The organism is Pseudoalteromonas sp. T1lg21 (genome assembly GCF_002964625.1).
GTDB classification, from domain to species: Bacteria; Pseudomonadota; Gammaproteobacteria; order Enterobacterales; family Alteromonadaceae; genus Pseudoalteromonas; species Pseudoalteromonas gelatinilytica.
The window spans coordinates 93,586-118,314 of the sequence record NZ_PQBX01000041.1; the positions used below are offsets into that span (position 1 = coordinate 93,586).

Below are 24,729 nucleotides of genomic sequence, written 5' to 3' on the forward strand. Positions count from 1 at the left end.
ACAAAAGGCTGCTAAGTGGCAGCCTTTTTTGTGTTGCTAAGCTTAAGCTTCGAGGGCTTTACTAATTAAGCGATCGATATATTGCTTATGCGCTTTAGCTGCGGTGTCTGCACCCCAAGGCACGCTCATATCAGCAATTTGATTTAACTGATAAAGCGCAGCTGCTTTGGCTAGGTTGTCGTGCTTACTCGCTTTGCCTAAACCAGCAATCGCGATTAGCTGATTCACATATTCAATTTGTAGGTTGTGACTTAAGGTATTTGCCTTTTTGCTGTCTACAAAAATGCTTGCTGTTAAGTCATTCATAAATTGGTTAAGTGAATACTCATTACCATACATTGCGCTGTCTGAAATACGCAGCATGACAGCCGGGTGTAATAATTGAGCAAGTACTAGCTTTTGCATGCCTAAAATCATGCCATGTGGTTTAGGGTCTTCGTTCTTACCGTAATGATTAAAACCACGACGTTGCTGTAGCAGGTAGTTATAAAGTGGCTGCATGCTCGAAAGTACATTTGGCGAGAATACTTTGTCGGCTAAAATTTGCATTGCATGTTGCTGGCGTTCAAGTGGCACTGGCGTAAATGGCATGCCATTTTTATCATCGCCTACAGCATTACGCTCTACATAAACACCGCCAATTTGACGAGATACTACGCTGGCTTGTGTTCTGTAGCTACCAAATAGAATGTTCGCTGAGGTAACAAGTTGTTGGTATGACTCGCCATTCACAGTGGCTTTGTCTTTAAGTTCAGTAAATAACTTATTGATAAGTGCCATACGATCATCAGCATATGCGGCAGGATTCGATGACATATCGCCAATCATCACGCGAGGGTCGATATGACGACCAGGGGCACGCATGTCATCAGCATCATTACCAAACGCTAAACCGTGCTCTGATGAGCGAGCGAGAATTTTCTCAAGGCGTTGTTGCTCAGCCGCTTTATCAGCTAATGCTTGGCTGTAGCCGTATTCAATCGCCCAATCATCGTAAGGGCCAGGTTTGGTTTGGAAAATATCACCTTGCTGCATGCCAATAGGGGCAATGTTTGCTGGTGCATAATCCATAACAGAACCCGTTACGATACCTTGTGTTTTACTCTTATCGTGAACTTCTTTTTCATCCCACAAAATAGACGACTTCATATTGTGGTTAAGACCAAGGGTATGACCTACTTCGTGTAACACCAGCTGAGTTAAACCTTGGCGTAAAATCTCTTTGTCTTCAATGCTCGCACCTGTGCCTAAGCCTTTAGCAAGTAACATGTTTTCTTGAATACTGTGACCCAGTGAACAATGCAGTTCTGAGGTGCTTGGGCTGCTTTGAAGTGTTGCTGCACCTTGCGTGTATAAGGTGTCGTACATCCAACGGTTTTTCATGAAAACATACTCTAACATGATGTCAGAGCCTAAGATCTCACCAGTCAACGGGTTAGCAAGGGCTGGGCCGTAACCACCAAATGGTGGGCGTGGTGATGCAGTCCAACGTAATACGTTGTAGTTAATATCGCCCGCATCCCAATTTGCGTCATCAGGTTGTACTTTTACTTCGATGGCATTTTTAAAGCCCGCTTTTTCAAATGAGCTATTCCATGCCAGCACGGCATCACGAATGGTGTCTCGCCACTCAACAGGCGTGGTATTTTCAATCCACCAAGTGATCGGTTTAACAGGCTCCGAAAGTGCAGCTGATGGGTCTTTCTTTTGCAAGTCCCAGCGTTTGATGACATCTTCATAAGGTGCCCAGTCTGCTGATGTCATATTGTCGAATTCGTTAGTAAAATAGCCAATACGCGCGTCATCTTGACGAGCTTGATAATCATTTTTTGGTAACGCAACGAATGAATGTTGGACTTTAATTGAAACATTACGCGGGTCGCTTACGGCACCAGAGCCTCGTACAGTTGGGTTGGCATTATTGAATACATAATCAACCACAACATCTAGGTTATTTGGGTAAGGGCGCTGTTTAATGATACGCGACTTTTTGTCGTCTAATTTACCAAGTTTAAAGCGTTTGCTGGCATCTTTATCTTTTGGGTTCGCCCAAGGTGAGACTTTATGCAGTGCTTCACTCAAAAATAGCTTATCAACATTAAAGGCAATTTTGCCGTCTTCTTCTTTTTCGATTTTGATACTCGCAAGGACAGCTTCGCTAATGTTGGCATCGGCAGAGCGTGCTAAGGCTGAGTTTTCATCAAATTTATAGCGCGGCGTTTTGCTAATAATATCAATGCGGTCAAAATATTTACGGAATTCAATTAGCTTTGTCTCGCGGTATGCCCCTCTGAAGTGACCTGCATCAGTAACACCATCAACGGTGTGAGCAAAATACACAAACGGCGTATCGAGTTGAGATTGGTCGATCACCATTAAGTTGTCGCCCGTTTTCGCATCTTGGTAAATACTGAAAACACCGGCAAACTCGCTTTTATCTTTGATCATTTCAGCCAGTGTTTTTGGCTTCTTTTCTTCTTTTTTCGCTTCGGCGGCGTGGCCATTCATGGCAAACGCTAGGCTTAGTGCCAGCGCAATGTTTGTTATTTTCATTGTTAACTCGTTCCTTTAATTATTTCTCAATCAAGTTTAATGAATTAACCCTTTGATAAAAGAGTGTTTGTTAACAAGTGTGAAAGGGAGAGTGTAAGCTTTTGATATTAGGTGTTTTTTGTTTGTAACAAATTGTTCTTAGGTGGAATTTTTGCTTTGTATTACCAATTTAACTGTTTTTGTAACAGTTCCTTACAAATGTCACATTAATGTTTCTGTCAGCTTTGGTATGATAGGGCCAGTGAAAATATTATAGGTGTAAGTTATGCGCACAAGTTTATTAAAATGGATCTTACCATTTGTTGCATTAATCGTTGGTATTGCTGGTTTTAAGGCAATCAACGCTATTGCTCAAGAGCCTAAAGACAAGGATGTAGTTGATGTGCGTCCTTTGGTACAGGTTGAGCCGGTAGCAAGCGATGATCATCAAGTGATTATTAACAGTTACGGTGAAGTTAAACCGCTAGAAAGTACTTTGATTGCCTCACAAGTGGCTGGTGAAGTAACTAGCTGGCATCCAAACTTTGTTGCGGGTGGCATCGTAGCCCGTGGCGAAGTGTTATTTACCATCGAAAAAGATAACTACGAAGCGGCTGTACTACAAGCTGAAGCGTCGCTTGCAAGTGCACAAGCGGCACTGATTGAAGAGCAAGCCCAAGCTAAAGTGGCACAGGATGAAGCAAGACGCTACCCAGAGCGTGAACGCACTGACTTATTCCTACGTAAACCTCAAGTTTTAAGCGCGCAAGCGGCTGTTAAATCAGCGCAGGCTGCATTAAAACGTGCCGAGCGTGACCTTGCTCGTTGTGAAGTCAGAGCGCCTTATGATGCACTGGTGATCAGCCGTGAAATTGGTGTCGGTCAATACATCAATGTGGGTAGCCAAGTTGCTGAAATTAACAATATTGAAAGTGCTGAGATCATCGTGCCAATCGCTGGCTTTGACAGTGTATTTTTACCAAAACGCTTAAAAGGCGTTAAAGCAACCATTATCAATAAAGGCTTAAACAGTTTTACTCGTGAAGCTGAAATTGACCGTGACCTAGGCGTTGTTGATAACGCAACGCGTATGAGCAACTTAGTGGTTCGTGTTGATGACCCATACGGCTTAAAGCACGACGTACAACCAATTAAATTTGGTGCTTATGTACAAGTGAACTTTGCAGGTGCGACATTACAAAACATCTATCGTTTACCGCAGTCTTTAGTGAATAACCAAACAGTATGGATTGTGAACGGCGAAAATAAACTTGAGCCACGTAAAGTAACTGTTGTGCGTGAAGAAGGCGAATTCTTCTATGTAAGTGATGGCCTTGAAGTGAATGACCAGCTAGTACTTACTTTACCTGAGTATCCGCAAGAGGGCATGGAAGTAAAGATTGCTGGTATGAAAGAAATGACAAGCGATGCAGAAACTGCAGCGGTTGATAAGCTGTAAGGTAACCTTATGACAGACGCAAATACAGAAAAACAGTCTGGCCTTATTGCCTATTTTGCCAATAACTCGGTCGCTGCTAACTTAATGATGGTGTTTATCATCATCATGGGGATTATTAGTTATTTCACTATTCAACGCCAAATGTTCCCGAATATTGAAATTAATTACATCGAGATACAAGCCAATTACCCGGGTGCCTCGCCACAGGAAATTGAAGAAAGTATTCTGATCAAAATTGAAGAATCGCTCAAAGATGTCACTGAAATTAAACGTGGTGTATATCGTGCGTTTCGAAATAATGGTCGTGCAAGCTTAGAGATCAATACAGACGCAGAGCTCACGGATGTGCTTGATAAAGTGAAGCTACGTGTAGACAGTATTGCGACGTTCCCAGCAGGCATGGAGCCTGTGACGATTAGTCAGGTTGAGTTTCGCCAAGACGTGATTGGCATGAGCTTAGTCGGTGATATTCCACTGACTGAGCTAAAGCCAGTTGCGAACCAAATCGAAAATGAGTTACTGCAACTATCTAATGTGTCATTGGTGCAAAACGATGTACCACTTGATGAGATTGCGATTGAAATCGATCCAGATTCACTGCGTCAATATAATCTGACTTTGAGTGATGTGGCCAGTGCGGTACGTCGTTACTCTGCGAATATTTCAGCAGGCCAATTACGTACTGACGCAGGTATTATCTCGTACGTGTTGAAAACCAGTATTACAACGGTGATGAGTTCCGCCAGATCCCTGTAAAAATTGGTGCTAATGGCGCGAAAGTGCTGCTAAACGATATCGCGGTGATCAAAGACCAATTCACAGAAGGTGAACGCTACTTTAAATTTAATGGTGAAAATGCCGTTTATTTATCTGTAAAAGCAACTAAAGAGCAAAACATGATCCCGGTTGCAGACTCAGTTAAAGCGTTTATTGAACTAAAGAATAAAGAGTTACCTGCCGGTATTCGTCTTGTGCCACTGATGGACATGACTTACTACCTCAATGCCCGTTTAGACATGATGAAAACCAACCTATTTCAAGGGGCTATCTTGGTTGCCATTATGTTGTCTATCTTCTTGCGCTTTAAGCTAGCACTTTGGGTAATGATTGGTTTACCTGTGTGTTTCTTAGGTGCAATGATGATGATGCCATTATTTGGTATCAGTATTAATATTGTGTCGTTATTTGCCTTTATTATGGTACTAGGGATCGTGGTCGACGATGCCATAGTCATAGGGGAGAGCGCCTACACCGAAATTGAGAAAAAAGGCGGTGGTGTTGTTAACGTAGTGAATGGCGCAAAACGCGTTGCTACCCCGGCAACATTTGGTGTTTTAACTACGATTGCTGTATTTGCACCGTTTACGTTATCAAGTGGACCAGAGAGCGCATTTTTCTTTGGTATCGCTGTGGTGGTAATTCTGTGTTTGGTATTCAGTTTGATTGAATCGAAACTTATTTTGCCAGCGCACATTGCCCATACTAAGTTCCCGCCGATTAATCCTAATAGCTGGCGAGCGCGCTTTAACAAGCGTTTCTTTAACTTTGTAAATGGTCCGTATAAACGCTTTATTGTGCGTTGTGTTGAATGGCGCTGGTTTGTGTTGTTTGCGTTTGTTGGCTTGTTAATTATGACCTTTGGTCTGATTACTTCAAACCAAGTGCGTGTTGTACCAACACCTAAAGTACCTCATGATTTTCCGCAAATTCGTTTAGAGATGAATGAAAATGCCTCGGATATGCAAACAATTAATGCGATCCGTGAAATCGAAGCCATGGTACACAAAGTCGATCAAGAGACAGAGCGTGAGTTTGGCCAAAAACTGATCCGCGATATCTTAGTGTTTAACCAAGGTCGTACTGAAGCACAACTACTGGCACCGCTGGTCGATGAAGAGTTACGTCCGTATAACGCATTTGAATTATCTCGTCGTTGGCGTGAACAAATGCCAAGTATCCCGGGTGTGAAATCACTGCAAATTTACGATGACGTGAATGGCGGTGGTATGGATGGTGAGTTTGGTTACTTACTTTACGGCCCAGATATCGATACCTTAAATGATGCAGGTCGTCGTTTCATCCAACTATTACAACAGCAAAAAGGCTTGTTTGATATTAGTTCGACCATCGATCCGGCGAGCAAAGAAGTGCAATTAAGCTTAAAACCTGTGGCATATGATTTAGGTTTAGACCTTGCCAATATTGCTAATCAAGTAGGTGCAAGTTTCTACGGTGGTGAAGCTCAGCGTGTTATTCGCCGTGGTGAAGAAGTGCGCGTCATGGTTCGTTATCCGAAACTAACACGTGAAGCGTTTGCCTCATTAAAGCATGCCGTTATTACAACACCTGCTGGTAAAGAGGTCATGCTAGGTGATGTTGTCGAGCTGAATGAAACGCCAGGTATTAGTTATATTCGCCGTGAAGGTGGCTATCGTACTGTGTATATCTACGGCAGTATCGATGAAGAAGCGATTGAACCGGGCGAAGTTGTTAAGCAAGTTAAAGAGACTCTGTTACCGCAACTTAAAGAAGAATACCCATCAGTTAAAACTGAGTTAGGTGGTTCTATTGAAGAGCAACAAGCGCAAGCTAATGAGCAAATCATGTTCTTCATCGGCGGTATGATTTTAGTGTATATCTTGCTTGCAGTACCGCTTAAGAGCTATTCACAGCCTCTTATTGTTATGTCGGTTATTCCATTTAGCTTAACCGGTGCAATTTGGGGTCACTTCTGGTTTGGTTTAGATATTAGCTTGATGTCGGGCTTTGGTTTGATTGCGGCAGCGGGTGTGGTAATTAACGACTCGTTAGTTATGACTGACTTTGTAAACCAAGCGCGCCGTGAAGGTATTTCAACTCGCGAAGCCGTTATCGAAGCAGGTTGTGCACGCTTTAGAGCAATTACCCTGACTTCAATTACAACCTTTGCTGGTGTACTACCGATTATGTTCGAAACCAGCTTACAAGCTAAATTTGTCATTCCAATGGCAGTTGCACTTGGTTTTGCGGTTATGTTTGCAACCCTAATCACGCTAGTACTTGTACCTTGTTTGTACATCATCATGAGTGATGTGGGTAATATCTTCTTGAAAGTATTCCGTGCGGGGCACCGAGTAACGACCAGAAGAAAACTAGCAAGGGATTAATACCCCATCAGTTTAAAAGCCAACCTAAAGGTTGGCTTTTTTGTATCATTCGTTTTTGCTAGTAACTATTTGCTATATAAGACGTTTGGTTACATTCTTTTGTTTGATTTGTGATTCGGTCACGATTATACTCAGTCTTGTTTTTGGCAAACTAACTGAAAGGTTAGGACGCAAAGTTTCCGGTCTAAGGTTTTAAACTATGATAGCGGGGCCGCTGATAAGCACATAATCTAGTGCTTTGGATCTCTTGCCTCAAACTAAAAGTATTTATTTTGTTCGGTTGTTAGATAATGCCTATTAGTTGTTCTTAGGGTGATATTTTGTTTATGCATACGTCAATGGCCTCTGGGAAGTGGTTGCCGATTGGTTGCTTAAATCATCATACCCAACTGTTTGTTGGTGATAGGGTGATTGTGACCTTTTATGACATGCAAGGAGAGCTAGTCGATTTATCATTCGAATACCCGATCAGCAGTTCCGATCAGGGTGAGCCTCATAATTGGCCACGTTCTGTTGCCGAGCATATTAACGTGCATATTCCGCTGGTTAAAGCGGGCAAAATGACCGAACAAGGTTTAGTAGTTGCGTACCGTTCAAACCAAATTTATGCCCTTGAAGGGTCGGGCATTACGCAGGTAAAAGTGGCGTTTAATTGCATCGCAAAATGTAAAGAGCGAGTGCAAGATAGTCTGCAAGATTATGACTATGTCTACCCACAAGCATGCAGCGATTACAGTGCGGGTGTTAAAGTACTACAGCCAAAAACGGGTCATATTTATATGTGTAAACCGTGGCCATTTAGCGAGTTTTGTCGTGTTAAAGATTCACACAACCCGCTGTTTGAGCCAGGTGTAGGAAAAAGCTGGGCTATGGCTTGGCAGCAAGTATCGCATTAACAGTTTCCCCCTAAATGCTATTTTAGCATTGCTTAGCCCACTCAATTTGAGTGGGCTTTTTTAATACCAACCCGCAATAATACTTAATCATTTTGAGGGATTAAACCTGTCGCTAACTGCGTTAAAAATTTCTCATTTAGAACAACTAAATAACGAAATTTTTGCCTTGTTATCAACGAGGTTTCATTGCCTCAAAATAGACTACTTAATTAAGCTGATTGGTATAATTCTGTGATAAACTGCCAGCAATTCGTTTTTTATTTTGGTTTTTCCCTGTGTCATCAAAATCGTATTCTTTGTCTTTACTCGCGCATCCTCCTGTTGCCAAAAAACACCCTCATCCATTAACGACTCACCAACAGACTCGCACCGATCACTATTATTGGATGCGTGATGATGAGCGTGAAAATGAGGATGTATTAGCGCACTTAAATGCCGAAAACGATTATTGTGATAAGCAACTAGCCGATATAAAACCACTGCGCGAACAACTATTTAATGAGCTAAAAGACCGTATTGTTAAAGACGACAACACGGTACCAGTAAAAGATGGCCAGTATTGGTATCACTCAGAAGTACGTGGCGACGATGAATATGCACGCCATTATCGCAGCAGCTCAATAGAAGCGCACGACAAGCACCTGTTGTTAGATGTAAACCAATTAGCTGGCGACTACGAATTTTATGAATTAGGCGAAGTTGCAATTAGCCCTGACGAGCAGCTACTTGCTTACTCTGAAGATACCGAAGGGCGCCGTATTTACACTGTGCGTTTTAAAAATATTGCGAGCGGTGAGATGTTTAGCGATGTGCTAGAAAACACCGAAGGCCAAGTGGTGTGGGCTAATGACAGTAAAACCGTTTTTTATGTGAAAAAAGACCTACAAACCTTATTGGGTTTTCAGGTTTACCGCCATGTTTTAGGCACCTCGCAAGCTGATGATGTACTGGTTTATGAAGAGCAAGATAAAAGCTTTTTTATGGGCCTTGGCAAAAGCCGCGATGAAAGCCTTATCATTATTGACCTTGCGACCACAGAAACAAACGATACTTGGGTGCTGGATGCGAATAACCCAGAAGGTGAGTTTAGCGCCTTAATGCCGCGCGAAGAAGGCCATGAGTTCGATGTCGATAAGCTAGGTGATACCTTTTACATTGTGACTAACTGGCAAGCAAAAAACTTTCGCTTAATGACGGCGACGCAAAGCACCATTGCTGATAAAAGTCTTTGGCAGGAGCATACACCGCATCGCGAAAACGTATTGTTAGAAGGAGTCGAGATTTTTGATGACTACCTTATCCTCACAGAGCGAGAACTTGGCCAAACACGTTTTGTTGTGGTTAATCAGCAAGCTGAGCGTCTTACTTTAGAGTTTGATGATCCTTGTTATTATGCTGCAATTGCCATGAACCCCGAGCCGAATGTGAGCACTGCGCGTGTTTACTATTCAAGCTTAACGACGCCAGGTTCTTTGTATGATGTTGATTTAAAAACAGGTAACAAAACCTTATTAAAACAACAGCAAGTGCTAGGGGATTTTAACCCAGAACATTATCGCTCAGAGCGTTTAATGGTTACTGCAAGAGATGGCGAGAAAGTACCCGTTTCTTTGGTTTATCGTATTGATAAATTTACTAAAGATGGCACTAACCCAGTACTGCAATACGGCTATGGCGCGTACGGCATTACCATCGATCCTAGCTTTTCAAGCAGTTCATTAAGTTTGCTAGACCGCGGTTTTGTTTATGCGATTGCACATATTCGCGGTGGCGAAATGCTAGGACGTCACTGGTATGAGCAAGGTAAAAAGCAATATAAGCAAAATAGCTTTAGCGATTTTATTGATGTTACGCATGCGCTTACTGAGCAAGGCTATGCACACCCAGAAAAAGTATTTGCGTCTGGTGGCAGTGCTGGTGGTTTATTAATGGGCGCCGTGGTTAACCAAGCCCCTGAGCTTTATTTAGGTATTGGTTGCCATGTGCCATTTTTAGATGTGCTAACCACGATGCTCGATGAGAGTATCCCCCTGACGACAAATGAATATGACGAATGGGGTAACCCAAATGATCCTGCATTTTATGATGTGATTCAGGCTTACTCGCCGTACGATAATATTAAGCCGCAGTCTTACCCTAATATTCTCGTTACTACCGGATTCCATGATTCTCAAGTGCAATACTGGGAACCAATGAAGTGGGTTGCAAAGCTGCGAGAGTTTAAAACCGATGACAACATTTTGGTATTTAAAACCGACATGGATGCAGGCCATGGTGGCGCATCGGGTCGCTTTAAAAGCCTTGAGGAAAAGGCATTAGAAATGGCCTTTTTTATTGCTTTATTACCAAATTAAGGCTTAGATAAATAAGTAAATAAATTTTATAAGCGTAAACTTAAGTTGTATTTCAAAGGGGTAAGCATGTTTAAAGCCCATGGTGATTGGCGCTATTTTGTAGAGCCGCCAGTGATTTATGTGGAAATTAGTGGCAGCTTTAATAAAGAAGCCGTTGCTTCATTTAGTATTGAAATCGCTCAAGAAATTATGAAGTATCCAGAGCATTCTATTCAGTATGCTGTGGTTAATTTAGAGCAATTTGAATTAGCAACTGCCGATAGTATTGAGATTGCAAAGGTTTACTTTCAGGCCGTTAAAGCGCGGGGCTACAAACGCGTTGACTATATTAAAGCGAATATCATTGCTCGCAATTTATTAGAAACAGTTTGGTCGGGCGTCGAAATGGATATTAACTTTCACCCAGATGCTGAAAGCTTTTTTCAAGCAAGACCTGAGTACGATAATTTAAGAAAGTGGTTAAAGTAGAATATAAAAAAGCCCTCATATGAGGGCTTTTTCGTATCTGTTGTAAATATTAACCAAGGTAGGCTTTTAGCATCCAAACAAGTTTCTCTTGTTCTTTGATGTAGTCACCCATAAGTGATGCTGTACCTTCGTCATCTGCATCACCTGCTTGTGCGAGGATTTCACGCTGCATCTGAATAAGCGTGCTGTAACCTGCTAATAGGTTTTCTACTGCCGCTGTGCCTTCAGTGATATTTTTAGCTTCACTAATTTTGCTTGCTTCAATGTACTCAGAGAATGCATGCACAGGTGTACCACCTAACGTTAAAATACGCTCTGCAATCTCATCTACTTTCTCAAGTAGTAGGTTATAAATTTCTTCAAATTTAAGGTGTAATTCAAAAAAGTTACGACCTTTGATGTTCCAATGAAAGCCGCGTGCGTTCATGTATTGAATTTGGTAGCAGCTTAATAAAGAGTTAAGTGATTTTACGATATCTTCACTTTTTGCGCTGTTTAAACCAATTGCATTTACCTGTGACATAGATTTGCTCCTTAAAAAAACCGTTATTTGTTTACTTGCTAGTGCTTGGTGTTAAGTATTAGCCATCTTGGTTAATCTGTAAAATGGTTTAATTCGAACGCTGTGATAGGTTTTAGCTATCAAAGGTTGGTTTTGTCCATTTGTGCACTATCAACATAACATTAAATTACTTTTATATAGACTTGGGGCAACTGAGCAAAAAATCTACCTTATTTTACGAATATTTTAAAATTAGGCAGAAAGTATGATCTAAAACAAGGTTTGCACTCGCTGCTAACGACGCCGATTTAGAACTTGATTTAGGTCAAAAAAGCAACGAACTAGAAGCGCATAATGACTTTACCGCATTTAACCAGGAGAAGAAAAATGGACGGTAAAACAGTTAAAGAAAATAAAGCAGAATTAGTTGTTGTAGTGATTGCGTTACTTACATTTGTTATTGGTTTAGTTGGGCATTTAGCAGGTGCTAGCTTCGCAAACTTTGACACCTTTGGCTATATTGCTGCACCCGTACCACTTATTCTAGGGATCATTGTTTTAATCTCATATAAAGTGGCTGCAAGTGCTGAAGATTAAAGTATCACTCACTTTGATTTATAAGCTTAATAATGTAATCCATCACTTGGCGTGAGTAGATCATACTGGTGTGACTCAAATGAAACACCTTATGTTCTGCCATGCCATTGAGTTTGGTTTCATCAATCAAAACTGTTCCATCAGAGACACTGCCTTTAGCAATCAGCGGCATTAGCCCAATTGGTAAATCACCAGCAATACTATACAGCTTGGCATTAAATGGCCAATCACCATTCTCAGGCAATAAAAACTCTACGCTGTTTTTTAACAGCATATCAAAGCCTTTTTGCTGCATTTGCTTAGCAATATGACTGCCTTTATGCGGGGTGCCTAAGGTGATCACCTTTTCGACATGGCGACTTTGAAAAGAATTGGCCTCTAAGTAAGCGCGAGCCACTAAGCCGCCCATAGAGTGGCAAACTAAGGCGGTAGGTTTGCCACCGATAAAGCGATCAATCTTATCGAAAATCGCCGCTCTATCGGGAGAGAGCGTGTTATAGGTCAAATTGAGTATTTTTAGACCTGACTTTTCAAGGCGTGAACACAGCGGGCGCATCACAAAGCCCGACATATAAAGTCCGTGTAATACTACAACTTGCCTAATTGCCATCGCATTCCTTACATTAACTGTTGCGGTTTAATTTCGATATTTGCTGTGTCTGAGCTAACCCATACTTCACCATCTTGAATGGTAATCGTGAGTTTGATATTGCGATCAGCTAAGTCGGCTAAAGCCTGAGTCGCGGCATAATCGAGACTAAAAATACTCAAGTTTTTAAAATCATACAACTTAGGTTGATGTTTTTGCCACCAAATCGCTTGGTTATTTTCGCCGTAGGTATATAAAACAACTTGCTTCGACTTATTACAGGCTTTTTTCAGACGTTTTTCGTCTGGTAGGCCAAGCTCAACCCATAATTCAATTTCTTCGCTATAGTTAATGTGCCAAAGCTCAGGCTCATCATCTGCGCATAAACCCTTTGTAAACTCTAAGCCTTCACGAGCATTTAGTGCAAAAGCCAACAAGCGGATCATTAAACGTTGCTCGGTTTCTGATGGGTGTTGTGCCAGTGTTAAATTGAAATCTTGATAAATGTGGCGGTCCATATCGCTTAACGATAATTGCGCTTTAATAATGGTTGATTTAAGAGCCATAACTGCTTACTTGAAAAAATTTGCGTCATTATAGCGCAATTCGTTGCCGAGCCAGTTAAAATACCGTGAAATTATCTTGTAGGAGTTAAAAATGGCCATCCAGTGGTTCCCGGGTCACATGAACAAAGCCCGAAACGAAATTAAAGAAATCATGCCACAGATGGATGTGATCATTGAGGTACTTGATGCCCGTATTCCTTATAGTAGTGAAAACCCAATGGTTACTGCGTTGCGTGGCGACAAGCCGGTGATCAAAATCATGAACAAGGCGGACTTGGCTGATCCTAAGTTAACGCAAGCTTGGAAAGACTACTTTGAGCAGCAAAGTGGCGTAAAAGCGATTGATTTTGGTAATGATAAAGCAGGTGAAGTGCACCGTATTAATGAGCTTTGTAAAAAATTAGTACCGCATAAAGTAGGCGCTGATAAACAAATTAAAGCCATGATCATGGGTATTCCAAATGTTGGTAAATCAACACTTATTAATACCTTAGCCGGCCGTATCGTAGCGAAAACAGGTAATGAACCTGCGGTAACAAAAGCGCAGCAACGTATTAAGCTTGACGATGGCATTATGCTTTACGACACGCCGGGTATGTTATGGCCTAAAGTAGAGAACGAAAACTCTGGTTATCGTTTAGGGGCAACTGGCGCTATTCGTGATACCGCTATCGACTACGAAGAAGTGGCAAGTTACACCGCTGAATATTTATTGCAAGCATACCCAGAACTTTTAAAAAGCCGCTATAAAATTGATGAGCTACCAGAGTCTGACTGGGAGTTTGTTGAAATGGCAGGTAAAAAGCGTGGTTGTATCCGCGGTGGTAATCAAATTGATACTTACAAAATGTCTGAAATTCTTATCAACGAATTACGCGATGGCATTATTGGTCGTATTACCATGGAAACACCGGCTATGCGTGAAGAAGAAGAGCAAATGGTTGCTGAACTTCGCGCTGCTGCAGAGGCGAAAAAAGCCGCTAAAGAAGAAGAGAAAAAACAACGCCGTGCACGTGCACGTAAGAACCGTCGATAAAGTTAATGTATTAATTTTTAGACATAAAAAAAGCCCTGCAAGGGCTTTTTTAGTTTCATATCTACCGTCACCGATATGAGCAATGTAGCAAGTAAAATAAGTAGGGTCGCTTATATGTCGCCAATATCAAGGGGCGTTGCGATTAGTAACATATAAGCTAAAGCTTTAACGTGGCGACACGCGTTTCTGGGGAGAAACAAATTCAATCTGAACAAGTCATCATACTTCGCTTGGCTTGTTGAGATTAATTATCAATTAGGTTTGCGGTACTGTCAATATGTTTTTGAAAATAATTCTCATTTAGTTTGATTGCAGGTTTGGTGCGAATTTTAGACATAAAAAAAGCCCTGTAAGGGCTTTTTGAGTTTCATATCTACCGTCACCGATATGAGCAATGTAGCAAGTAAAATAGTAGGGCGATCACCTGTTGCCAATATCAAGGGGCGTTGCGATTAGCAACAGGCGATCTTAGCTTTATCGTGGGCCACACGTGTTTCAGGGTCGAGAAACAAATCAGTTTATTCCGAACAAGTCATAACACTGTATTGTCTTGTTGATAGTGATTATCAATTAGATTTACATGTCTGTCAACACTCAATTGAAAATAATTCTCATTTCTTTGTGTTTGTTTTTTAAACTTCCGTAATACAATGCATTAGCACTAAAGTTAGGCTGTAAATTACGTGCAATAAAAACTATGCTGGGGCTATAACAATTAAAATAATCACATGCGATGTTCTCAATTTGGTCAATAAGCCTTCTTGCAATTGTATATCTGGCAATTTTATTTGCGGTTGCAGGCTGGGCTGATAAAAGAAAAGTATTGCCTTTTAAAGGCTTAACCTATGGTTTATCACTTGGGGTGTATTGCACCTCTTGGGCGTTTTTTGGTACCACAGCACAAGCTGCGTACAACGGCTGGTGGTTGGCTCCGACCTATGCTGGCACTATTTTGCTATTCATTTTTGGCTGGCAAGTCTATTGCCGCATAGCGCATATTTGTCGGCAGCAAAAAATAACCTCAATGGCAGATTTTATTGCGACCCGATATGGTCAATCGTCGAGTTTGTCTGGGCTCATTTCATTGATTTCAGTGATTGCCATTGTGCCCTATATCTCTTTACAGCTAAGTGCAACTGCACAAAGTATCAACTTACTTACCGACCGCGCAGCCACACAAAGCCATGAAGTATGGGCCGATAGTACTTTTTACATCACGATTGTATTGGCACTGTTTGCTATTTTATTCGGCGCGAGGCGGTTAAAGCCCAGCGAACATAATCCAGGTTTGATAGCCAGTATTGCCTTTGAATCTGTGGTTAAATTATTGGCGTTTTTAGCGGTGGGTTTGTATGTGTGCTTTGCTCTATTCGACAGCCCAGTGGCTCTGTTTGAAAAAGCGCATGACCTAAATATTGATCAGCAAGTGGCTGCCACACAAAGTCCAACCTATGTGTATGTTGCTCATACTTTGCTTGGTATTTTGGCGACCTTATGTTTGCCAAGACAATTCCACATGAGCTTTATCGAAAAAAATAACGATAAAGAGCTGGCCTCGGCGCGTTGGCTATTTCCGATTTACCTCTTACTTATTAACTTATTTATTCTACCGATTGCATACGCCGGATTAATTTACTTTCAAGGTCAAGAAGTCGGCTACGACACCTTTGTATTGGCTTTACCCATGGCGGCTGATGATGCTTTTGTGGCGTTATTAGCCTTTTTAGGTGGCTTTTCAGCGGCAACCAGTATGGTGATTGTGTCATCAATTGTGCTTTCAGTGATGATCACTAATGACTTTATTAACCAATTTATTTTACGCCGCTCGCAACTTACATCGAGTAGTCGCGGGCTTGATAAAAATAACCTATTACATGCGCGTAAAATCGTTATCGTATTGATTCTATTGCTTAGTTACTTCACTCACCGAGTGCTGGGCGAAAGTACAACCCTTGCCAATGTGGGGTTGATGTCGTTTACCTTAGTCGCGCAATTTTCGCCTGCCATGATCATAGGTTTATGGTGGCGACAAGCATCGTGTCGCGGTGCGCAATTGGGGATTTTAAGCGGCTTTATTATTTGGGGATACACACTTTTACTACCGAATATCGCCGGAGGTTTAGGAAGCGATAGCTTATGGCTTGTGAATGGACCGTGGGGAATAAGCTGGTTAGCGCCAACCGACTTATTCTCACTAGGCATGGAAAGCATTAGCCAAGCTTTATTGCTATCGCTAGGTGCGAACTGTTTAGTGTATTTCTTAGTACCGTTATTTAGTCGAGCAACCTTAGCTGAACGCTTGCAGAGCAATAAGTTTGTGTCGCAGCTTAGTGATTCTCGAGTGAGTAATCATCTACAGCCTTTGAGTTACCATGACCTAGGTGCACTAATGCAACGATTTGCCGAAAAAGAAGCGGCGCAGTCGTTGGTAAATCATTACTTTCCTGATGATAAAAGTAAGTGGAAACGTCCTGCCAATGTTGAGTTAGAACTATTAGTTGAGCGCGAGATGTCTGCGGTGATCGGCGGCGCATCGGCACGGCTTATTTTAGATGTGGCCAAAAATGAGCAGCGCCAGCCTCTAGAGCAGGTTGCCGAGTTTGTTGATGAAGCAAGCCAAGTACTTAAATTTAATCGTGATTTACTGCAATCAACAATCGAAAACATTCAACAAGGGATCAGTGTAGTTGATAGTGAGCTGCGCTTGGTAGCTTGGAACCAAGGCTACAAAAACATGTTCGCCTACCCAGATGATGCGCTTTACATAGGCCGCCCGGTTGCCGACATTATTCGTTTTAATGCCGAGCGTGGCTTATTTAGCGGCGAGAGCATGACCAGCGAAGTTGAAAAACGCTTAGCCTATTTACGCCAAGGCAGCGCTTATAAATACCAGCGCTCGCACAATGATGGCCGGGTGTTTGAAATGCAAGGTAACCCACTGCCCGGTGGTGGCTTTGTAACAACCTATACCGACATCACCGAGTTCGTAAAACAACAAAAAGCGTTAACCGAAGCAAATGTTAGCCTTGAAGAAAAAGTCGCAGCCCGCACCTTGGCATTGACTCAAGCAAACCAAGAGTTGTCGATGGCAAAGCAAGTGGCGGAACAAGCAACGGTCAGTAAAACGCGCTTTTTTGCCGCTGCCAGCCATGATTTACTGCAACCTTTCAATGCTGCGAGTTTGTTTTGTTCTTTAATGAATGAAAAAGCCCAAGACACCGAACTTAAAGAGCTGGCGATGAATATAAAGAATTCATTAGGCAGCGCCGAAGAGTTGTTATCGAGTATTTTAGAGTTAACCAAGCTCGATTCAGGCTCGTTTAAAGTACAAATGAGCGAGTTTGCTGCCAGCTCGTTGGTTGAGCCACTGCGTAATGACTACGAAGCCCTTGCCCGTGAAAAAGGCTTAAAGTTTATTATTGAAACTTGTGATGTGCGCCTGCATACCGACAAAGCGCTGCTGCGAAGAGTGCTGCGTAACCTTTTGAGTAATGCGATTCGTTATACCGAGCAAGGTGAAGTGCGCTTAAAAATGCAGTACGACGATGACCATGTATCCTTTATTGTTGAAGACACAGGGATTGGTATTGCATCGAGCGATCAACAAACTATTTTCCAAGAGTTTAAACAGCTTGGTGCAAAGCCAAGCGCCGAGGGGTTAGGCTTAGGGTTGGCAATCACTAAACGTATATGTGACTTACTTAAAATTCCGCTAGTGATGGGGTCTGAGCTTGGTAAAGGCACGCAATTTACCCTAACTCTACCTTGTAGAGTGAGTACTGCGCCAGCGCAAGCGAAAGGCGCTGAGGCATCACAAGAAACCGAGCTGGGGCAATTGCGTATTTGGTTGCTTGATAATGACCGCAATGTGTTAGAGGCACTAAAGCAGCTACTCGAAAATTGGGGCTGTGAAATCTCAACAGCCACAAACTTAGTGGAGCTTGAGGAGTTAAAGGCAAGCCAAGCCCTGCCGCAATTGTTGATTATTGATTATCAGCTTGATGATGGGGTAACGGGACTTGAAGTGATTGAGCAAGCGGCACTAACACGCTTACCAGCCATCGTTAATACTGCGAATCATGATGAAGGCATACGCGAGTTAGTGCTCGATGCGGGCTATCCATTGCTTTATAAGCCTCTGAAAGCGCCCGCCTTAAAACGCATGATTAAGCGACTGACTTAATCTGCGTTTTGCTCAGTTGCTGGGGTATTGGCTTTAATTAAGCGCTCTACCTCAGCGACAAACTTCTTATCTAAGTCATCTTCATGGCTCAGAAATAACATCATTTCATCACCATTGTGGTCAATGACCGTGAGCGTGGTTGTGAGTAGGGCGCTTTTAGCATAATCAACGTTGAGCTCTTTAATGTCACTAAAGCGGCGCTGATCTTTTTCGAGCACACCTTGCTCATTTTTCCAGTAACTAAAAATAGTGTTTTCTGTGATGCCGTTTCCATCAGTTTTAAAATCGATAAATGCGTCACTATAAAAATAATGTACACTCTCGTTGGCAGGAATAATTTCTTTTCTTTTTAAAAAGTTAACTTGATAAGACCAAAGCTTGTCACCGGTTACTATGGCTGAACTTGGCAACAAATATAGCTCATAAATTAAGCCATAAAATAACCAAGGCAGCATGAATATCGAAATGATAACCTGCCTCGCTCGCCACTGAGAGTGGTACTCAAGAGCCTGTTCGGGTTGCTTGAGGTTTTGAATGTAATTAACCAGTGGCAACCATAGAATAGGTGTAACTAAAAACAGCCAAGTACCATATTCCCAGTTATAGCTTACGACTTCAGAAATGATAATCGCCAGCCATAACACGAACCCAACCGCAACGGGCATGATCTTATTTTTACCAAAGGTTTGCTCGCTGTGCTTGCAAAGCTCAAGTAACAACGGAATAAAAAACAGTGGTGCAAATATCCCTCGGGCAATCGGCATAATATGGCTTTGTTGTTGCTCTTTTATCGCTTTCCAGTTGCGATAGCTCCAGTAGTTAATGAATATTCCTAAGCTTAATAAGCTATAAATAACAAACTTACTGTTACTGACAGGGTAGAACTGTTGCTCAGCAAAAACTGGGCGGTTACTTGCTTCTATACGCCAAGCCGCGATGAAAAAGATGATTGCCGCCAAGTAACTTAAAATAAAAACGCTATACCAGTTGGTTTCGTCATCCGCTGGTGTGGTTTTGGCGCTATTTGTGCCGTATTTAATGATGCCGTAATGGGTCGCGTTATTGAGTTTTTTACGCTCGCTTAGATAAAGGTCTATTTGATCGGCTGGAATATGATCCTGCTTAGCACTGTAATCAAAGTATAAGGTCAACACCGAGTCTTTAAATGTCACGCGTTTTTCGAGATGAAAAAATGGGTTGTCGACTGTGACCTGCTCATCATTAAACTGCCAATTAGTATCCGTAAACGTAACCTTTATGGTTGTTTCGATATTATTTGGGTAACGAAACCACATTGGTGCATTGTTACGTTCTCGCTGTTCCGGCTTATAAACTGAGTTTTGAATTTCACTGGCGTAAAAGTCGTTTTGAAAATCATTACCCTTAGGTCGCCAAAAGTTATCAATAGTATAGTGCTCATTGGTAATTAGCTGACCGGTGTCTTCTGGAGATTCAACCAGCATAGGTTTGACTGTCTTTAAGCCCTTGTAGGTATCTTGATAATATTCGCGGTAATCATCTTCTATGCTTTTTAAGCTGTTTTCAGCGATTGAACTGCGGCGGCTAATTGCTTCAAAGTCGCCATATTTATATTGAGTTGAGAAACTAACTGGCTCATCAATACCTTCTGGGATCTGATAACTATCAAAAACCTGTATGCGTTTTAGGGCAGGCTCTGTGAACATATCAGTAAAGCCTGTTTCACCTTGCTTTATGATTAACGCTACATCGTAGTTCGGTTGAGCTAAATGTGCTAAATCGCCGCGCTGGTACGAAATGGTCGGATCAAGCCAATAGCGTTTACCTTGGTGCTCTAAGGTGACAATCACATGGTCAAACAAGCTAGGAGAGACCGGTAAGCTGGCAGTACGTTTTCTGTCTTCGGTGTTAACTAAAGCTGGATGAGCCTCTACGCCGAGCGCTTTAAGTAAAGAAATGAGCAAGACGGTTTTGTCTTTACAGTCGCCATAGCGCAGTGCCAAGGTTTCTGATGCAGGAGTAGGCTGGTGCGAGTTAGTGCCCATTTCTAGGCCTAAATAACGTACTTCGTCTTGGCTAAAGCGCAGGGCTGCAACAATTTGAGACTCTAAATCGGTATGTTGAAACTTAATTTGACGGGCAATTGTTTCAATAGCAGGGCTTACTTCGATGGCAGATTGGTACAAAGGTAACGACCAATTGATCACCTCTTGCCAATTATTTACTTCAGAGAAATACACTTCCTTGTAAGGTGAATACCAATGCGGTACTTCGCTTGCGGAGCGAATGGTCGGCTCATTGTGTTGGCTAATTTGGTAGTCAAAACCTGTATCGAGCTTGGTTTTAGTAACTGGTGACTCGCCATTCATAAAGTTGATATATAAGGGCGTAGGCTTTTGCCACTTTACCCGCATAAATTGCTGCACTATCGGCACCGACCAGTTTAGTGTGCGCATGGTGCTGAAGTGTTGATAAACCGGATTACTCCCCGAAACCGTATAGCTGTAATCTAAAATATCCATTACCCGCATATCATCAATAATGACATTTAGGCTTAAGGTGCCGTTGTATATACGACTTGCTAAGTCAGTCTCGCGTTGTAACACCTGTAGCTCGGCACTATTTAGTTTATCTATATATTGGCCGTCACGAATGATGCCTAAACTATTGAGCGTAAGAGATTGATAATTTGGGTCAAAATCAATATTCAGCTGGCTAATATAATCAACCCCAGACTGATTGACCGCCTGCATTACAGTACGATTAAAGCGTTGCTGTGGGGCTTGCTCAGATACCTGAAGCTGAGTGTCGAGCATCAGGTAGAAAGTCCCGTCTCGTATTTGGTCTCGAGGAATCTCAGGGGTAAGTAACTCATGGTGTTTTACCCAGTTAGCTGCGGGCGCAACCTGATACTCTTCAGCGGCTGCAATGCAGCTCACAAAGAATAAAAAAACAGCCAGTAGCTTAAGTTGTAAGTGCATCCATTTCATTGTTATTTTCTAATTACGTTTAGTTTTATATGACAAATTACTGAATTTCGCGGCTTGAGCCAAATAATATTCACTATTTAGTGACTTTTTTAATTTAGTTAATATAAATAACTAGGAAATGGCACTGAAGTTTTGTTTTTCTTTAGGTTTATCCAAAAGTGAAAATAAGCGTATAGTAGAAGAAATAAAAATAATAAGGACGACTCATGGAAGAAGCAAAACAACAAAATCAAATCGAAACACCAGAAGCTAAAAGCCCCGAAAATGATGACTTAGTTGGCATAAAAGGTTGGCTTATTCTTGTGGCGATAGGTGTGGTACTCAGCCCTTTTAGAGTATTTATCGAATCAATAAATACCTTTAAAGCCATTTTCACGACCGAGATGTGGCAACGCTTAACATCGCAATTTGGTGATATGTATCATCCACTTTGGGAGCCTTTACTGATCATTGAAATGGTGTTTAATGCAGCACTATTTTTAGCTTCGCTTTATTTAATTGTGTTGTTTTTTAAGCATAAGAAAGCATTTGTAAGTTGGTACTTAGCGATATTATTTGGTGGATTAGCGTTTATTGCTCTCGATGCCTATGCGGTTAGTTTAATTGTGCCTGATGTCGACGTGTTCGACGATGAAATGAAAACGATGATTTTCAGAGGGCTTATTCAAGCTGTGATCTGGGGACCTTACATGCTGTTATCTAAGCGTGTGAAAGCCACATTTGTAAAATAAGTTAGCTGGGCACCGTAATTGTAGCTTCTGTGCCTTGCTGGGGTTTTGAGTTTATTGATAACTCAAAGCCTTGGTTGCGCACAAGTTCTCGGGTGATCACAAGTCCTATACCTGTGCCATTTGCCTTGGTTGAGTAAAATGGTACGAACAAGTTATCGGGGTTTTGAATACCACAACCTTGGTCGCTAATTGCAATATTTAAGTTATCACCTTGTCTTGACCAAGTGAGGCTAGGGGCAGAATTGCTACCAGCTTCAAAGGCATTTTTTATCAGGTTTATTAATGCTTGCTCTAGCTGGCCGAAGTCGGCATTAATATGTAACTCTTCGCTGCTATTTATCACTAGTTCAGGAAATATAGCACTTAAACGTGTGTTTAATTGCTCGCTACTGATTGCTTGTTTTTGTGCGGGTGGTAGCTTGGCAAACGCACTGTAACTGGCTACAAAATCAAGCAAGTGTTGAGCGCGTTTTTCTATAACTTGCAACATATCTTGGGCGAGATCATCGTGACTGCTAATTTGTCCTTGGCGCTTAAGGGTTTGCAATGATTGACTCATTGAATAAATCGGCGTGAGTGAGTTACGTACTTCATGATTCAACACTCGAATTAAACGTTGCCATACAAGTTGTTCGTTATCGCGAAGCTGTTGCTCAATTGAAAAGAAGGTTAGTAATTCAAAGTTTCTGCCGGTCCGCCAAAAAGTCTGCGATGAGATTTGAAAGCGTTGTTTAAACTGTGAGTCACTGTTTTGTTGCCATTCGCCATCATGCAGGACAATGCCTAAGTCGCTGGCCGATTTACCTTCAATCTGGCGATGGCTAATACTGTTTAAAAATGCCTTATTACTAAAGTAAATCAAGCCATGGGGGTCTAGTATGACGATGGGTAAGTCCAGCATGCTGGCAAACTCAAAAACAAACTCTTCAGTTTGCATATAATGGCGTTTGTTCTTGGCTATTTTATTGCTGAGCTTGGCAAAATCTTGCTTTAGCGCTGCAACTCGTCCACTTTGGTAAGACGCTAAATGCCAACTATTACTTTCGTCATTTGCCAGTGCATCTAGTTGCAGACCAAAGCGTTCAACCACATCGGTGATCGCACGGTAGCTTTTAATTAAAGCAAAAGCGCTTATCCCAATAAACGGCAATAACAGGCTGATACTGGCAAACCAATCTAGTTTTAAGCTGAGCGAAAGGGCAATACCAAGCGTTAATAGCACCGCTACAACCATATAAAAATAGCGTCGAATACGCTGCTCTAACGACAACTTGCTACTCATTTAGCGTTCTACTTCTTTTAAATCGAGCTGATGTTTATCAATGCGACGATAAATCGCCGATTTGCTTAATCCTAAAAACTCTCCTGCGGCGATAACATTGCCATTAAATTGCAGCAGCGCTTTTTGAATCATCTGTTTTTCAAGCTCTTCAAGGGGCAATAGTGGCAAAGCTTGTTCGGCATTGCTATTTGGTTGCTCGCAACTTGGTTGATCTAAAATGAGGTCATTGGCTTGAATATTGTTGTTATCGCTCATGATCACCGCGCGTTCAATGCAGTGACTTAGCTCACGAATATTACCAGGCCAGCTGTAATTTTTTAGCGCCTGTAGAGCATCAACACTGAGCGCCATATTCGCTCGTTGGTATTTTTTACCATGCACTAACAACAAGTGTTCAGCTAAGGGAGTGATGTCGTCTTTTCTGTCGCGAAGCGGTGGAATGTGCAGTTCAATAGTATTGAGTCTAAATAATAAGTCACGGCGGAATTCACCCTGCTCAATGGCCGTAGCTAATTCACTATTGGTAGCAGAAATAATGCGAACATCGGCGGTTTTGGTTTGGCTTGAGCCGAGCACTTCGAATTCTTTGCTTTCTAGCACACGCAGCATTTTACTTTGTAGCTCAAGGCTTAACGTTGCAATTTCATCTAAAAATAAGGTACCGCCTTCGGCAATTTCAAACCGTCCTAAGCGGTCTTCTTTGGCATCAGTGAAAGCGCCTTTCTTATGGCCAAATAATTCACTTTCGAATAGCGTTGGCGCAATGGCGCCAACATTCACGCTTACATAGCGTTTATCAGCTCTGAGTGAATGCTGATGAATATAATGTGCCAATAAGCTTTTGCCAGTGCCATTTTCGCCGGTAATTAAAATACTGGCATCGGTTTTTGCTGCGCGCTCAGCTTTGGCAAGCAACAGTTGCATGATTTCTGAGTGGGCTATGTAGTGGGCCTGTGTGTCACTGGTAAGCGCCTTTAAACAGGCATTGTCGTGATTACTTTGCTTGAGCTTGAGTTGTTGTTGCACAACGGCGGTTAAGCGTAAGTTATTCCATGGCTTTTCAACAAAGTCGACAGCCCCTAATTGCATGGCTTTAACAGCAACATCAATGCTGGCCCATGCGGTCATGACAATGACAGGTATGGTCGAACCTAATTGATTTAGTTGCTTTAAAAAGCGTAACCCTTCGTCACCTGATGTGGTGTCGAGCTTGTAGTTCATATCGAGCAAAATCAGGCTAATATGCTCTGATTTTAATAACTCAAGGGCATGTTCAGGGCCTTCGGCCTCAAGGCAATGTAAGCCCAATTGTTGTAATGCAACAGTAGCAGCCAGACGTACATCAGCTTGATCGTCTATGACTAAGATTTTGTCCATGATGTTTTTTTATTATCCTGTTGAGGCAGCTTAAGCTAAAAC

15 protein-coding genes, 1 pseudogene and 1 riboswitch are annotated in these 24,729 nt (G+C 42.0%); of the genes and pseudogenes, 9 read left to right on the forward strand and 7 right to left on the reverse strand.

From position 1 onward, the window contains the following. Window positions 1-42: 42 nt before the first annotated feature. Window positions 43-2,553 (reverse strand): zinc-dependent metalloprotease, encoded by a 2,511-nt coding sequence (locus C2M25_RS09660; RefSeq protein ID WP_105181004.1) that lies wholly within the window; start codon window positions 2,551-2,553, stop codon window positions 43-45. 265 nt (window positions 2,554-2,818) lie between these two features. On the opposite strand from C2M25_RS09660, the gene C2M25_RS09665 reads away from it, so the two are divergent. From C2M25_RS09665 to C2M25_RS09685, 5 genes and pseudogenes are all read left to right on the forward strand, one after another. Next, complete coding sequence (locus C2M25_RS09665; RefSeq protein WP_105181005.1) at window positions 2,819-3,991, forward strand: efflux RND transporter periplasmic adaptor subunit; 1,173 nt, start codon at window positions 2,819-2,821, stop codon at window positions 3,989-3,991. A gap of 9 nt (window positions 3,992-4,000) precedes the next feature. Then, window positions 4,001-7,137, forward strand: a pseudogene (locus C2M25_RS09670) (efflux RND transporter permease subunit). Between the two features lie 135 nt (window positions 7,138-7,272). Beyond that, window positions 7,273-7,356, forward strand: a riboswitch (cyclic di-GMP riboswitch). 107 nt (window positions 7,357-7,463) lie between these two features. Beyond that, window positions 7,464-8,033, forward strand: coding sequence for a chitin-binding protein (locus C2M25_RS09675; protein WP_105173883.1), 570 nt, complete (start codon window positions 7,464-7,466; stop codon window positions 8,031-8,033). Window positions 8,034-8,308: 275 nt separating this feature from the next. Next, a complete protein-coding gene (locus C2M25_RS09680; protein ID WP_105181006.1) occupies window positions 8,309-10,387 on the forward strand; it encodes a S9 family peptidase in 2,079 nt (692 codons plus the stop codon). A 66-nt stretch (window positions 10,388-10,453) separates the two neighbouring features. After that, entirely contained in the window at window positions 10,454-10,855 is a 402-nt protein-coding gene (locus C2M25_RS09685; protein ID WP_063700922.1) for a hypothetical protein, read from the forward strand. Between the two features lie 49 nt (window positions 10,856-10,904). On the opposite strand, the gene C2M25_RS09690 is transcribed toward C2M25_RS09685, so the two are convergent. Then, entirely contained in the window at window positions 10,905-11,378 is a 474-nt protein-coding gene (locus C2M25_RS09690; RefSeq protein WP_063700924.1) for a Dps family protein, read from the reverse strand. Window positions 11,379-11,744: 366 nt separating this feature from the next. Here C2M25_RS09690 and C2M25_RS09695 point away from each other — a divergent pair, with 366 nt between their 5' ends. Next, complete coding sequence (locus C2M25_RS09695; RefSeq protein WP_063700926.1) at window positions 11,745-11,954, forward strand: hypothetical protein; 210 nt, start codon at window positions 11,745-11,747, stop codon at window positions 11,952-11,954. 4 nt (window positions 11,955-11,958) lie between these two features. On the opposite strand, the gene C2M25_RS09700 is transcribed toward C2M25_RS09695, so the two are convergent. Then, window positions 11,959-12,564, reverse strand: coding sequence for a PGAP1-like alpha/beta domain-containing protein (locus C2M25_RS09700; RefSeq protein WP_105181007.1), 606 nt, complete (start codon window positions 12,562-12,564; stop codon window positions 11,959-11,961). 8 nt (window positions 12,565-12,572) lie between these two features. After that, on the reverse strand, window positions 12,573-13,109 hold the full coding sequence (locus tag C2M25_RS09705; protein ID WP_054552313.1) for a YaeQ family protein: 537 nt from the start codon (window positions 13,107-13,109) through the stop codon (window positions 12,573-12,575). A 91-nt stretch (window positions 13,110-13,200) separates the two neighbouring features. Between C2M25_RS09705 and ylqF the strand changes: the two genes are divergently transcribed. Then, complete coding sequence (gene ylqF, locus C2M25_RS09710) at window positions 13,201-14,145, forward strand: ribosome biogenesis GTPase YlqF (RefSeq protein WP_054562949.1); 945 nt, start codon at window positions 13,201-13,203, stop codon at window positions 14,143-14,145. A 733-nt stretch (window positions 14,146-14,878) separates the two neighbouring features. Beyond that, window positions 14,879-18,328 (forward strand): PAS domain-containing hybrid sensor histidine kinase/response regulator, encoded by a 3,450-nt coding sequence (locus C2M25_RS09715; RefSeq protein WP_105181008.1) that lies wholly within the window; start codon window positions 14,879-14,881, stop codon window positions 18,326-18,328. Here the strand turns inward: C2M25_RS09715 and C2M25_RS09720 are convergent. After that, on the reverse strand, window positions 18,325-21,297 hold the full coding sequence (locus C2M25_RS09720) for a DUF3857 domain-containing transglutaminase family protein (RefSeq protein WP_105181009.1): 2,973 nt from the start codon (window positions 21,295-21,297) through the stop codon (window positions 18,325-18,327). The genes C2M25_RS09715 and C2M25_RS09720 overlap by 4 nt on opposite strands. Window positions 21,298-21,503: 206 nt before the next feature. Between C2M25_RS09720 and C2M25_RS09725 the strand changes: the two genes are divergently transcribed. After that, on the forward strand, window positions 21,504-22,028 hold the full coding sequence (locus C2M25_RS09725; RefSeq protein ID WP_105181010.1) for a DUF2569 domain-containing protein: 525 nt from the start codon (window positions 21,504-21,506) through the stop codon (window positions 22,026-22,028). Between the two features lies 1 nt (window position 22,029). Here C2M25_RS09725 and C2M25_RS09730 read toward each other — a convergent pair whose 3' ends face one another. Both C2M25_RS09730 and C2M25_RS09735 read right to left on the reverse strand, forming a co-directional pair. After that, window positions 22,030-23,310, reverse strand: a complete 1,281-nt coding sequence (locus C2M25_RS09730; RefSeq protein ID WP_105181011.1) for a sensor histidine kinase — start codon at window positions 23,308-23,310, stop codon at window positions 22,030-22,032. Continuing rightward, window positions 23,311-24,687 (reverse strand): sigma-54-dependent transcriptional regulator, encoded by a 1,377-nt coding sequence (locus C2M25_RS09735; protein ID WP_105181012.1) that lies wholly within the window; start codon window positions 24,685-24,687, stop codon window positions 23,311-23,313. Window positions 24,688-24,729 lie beyond the last annotated feature (42 nt).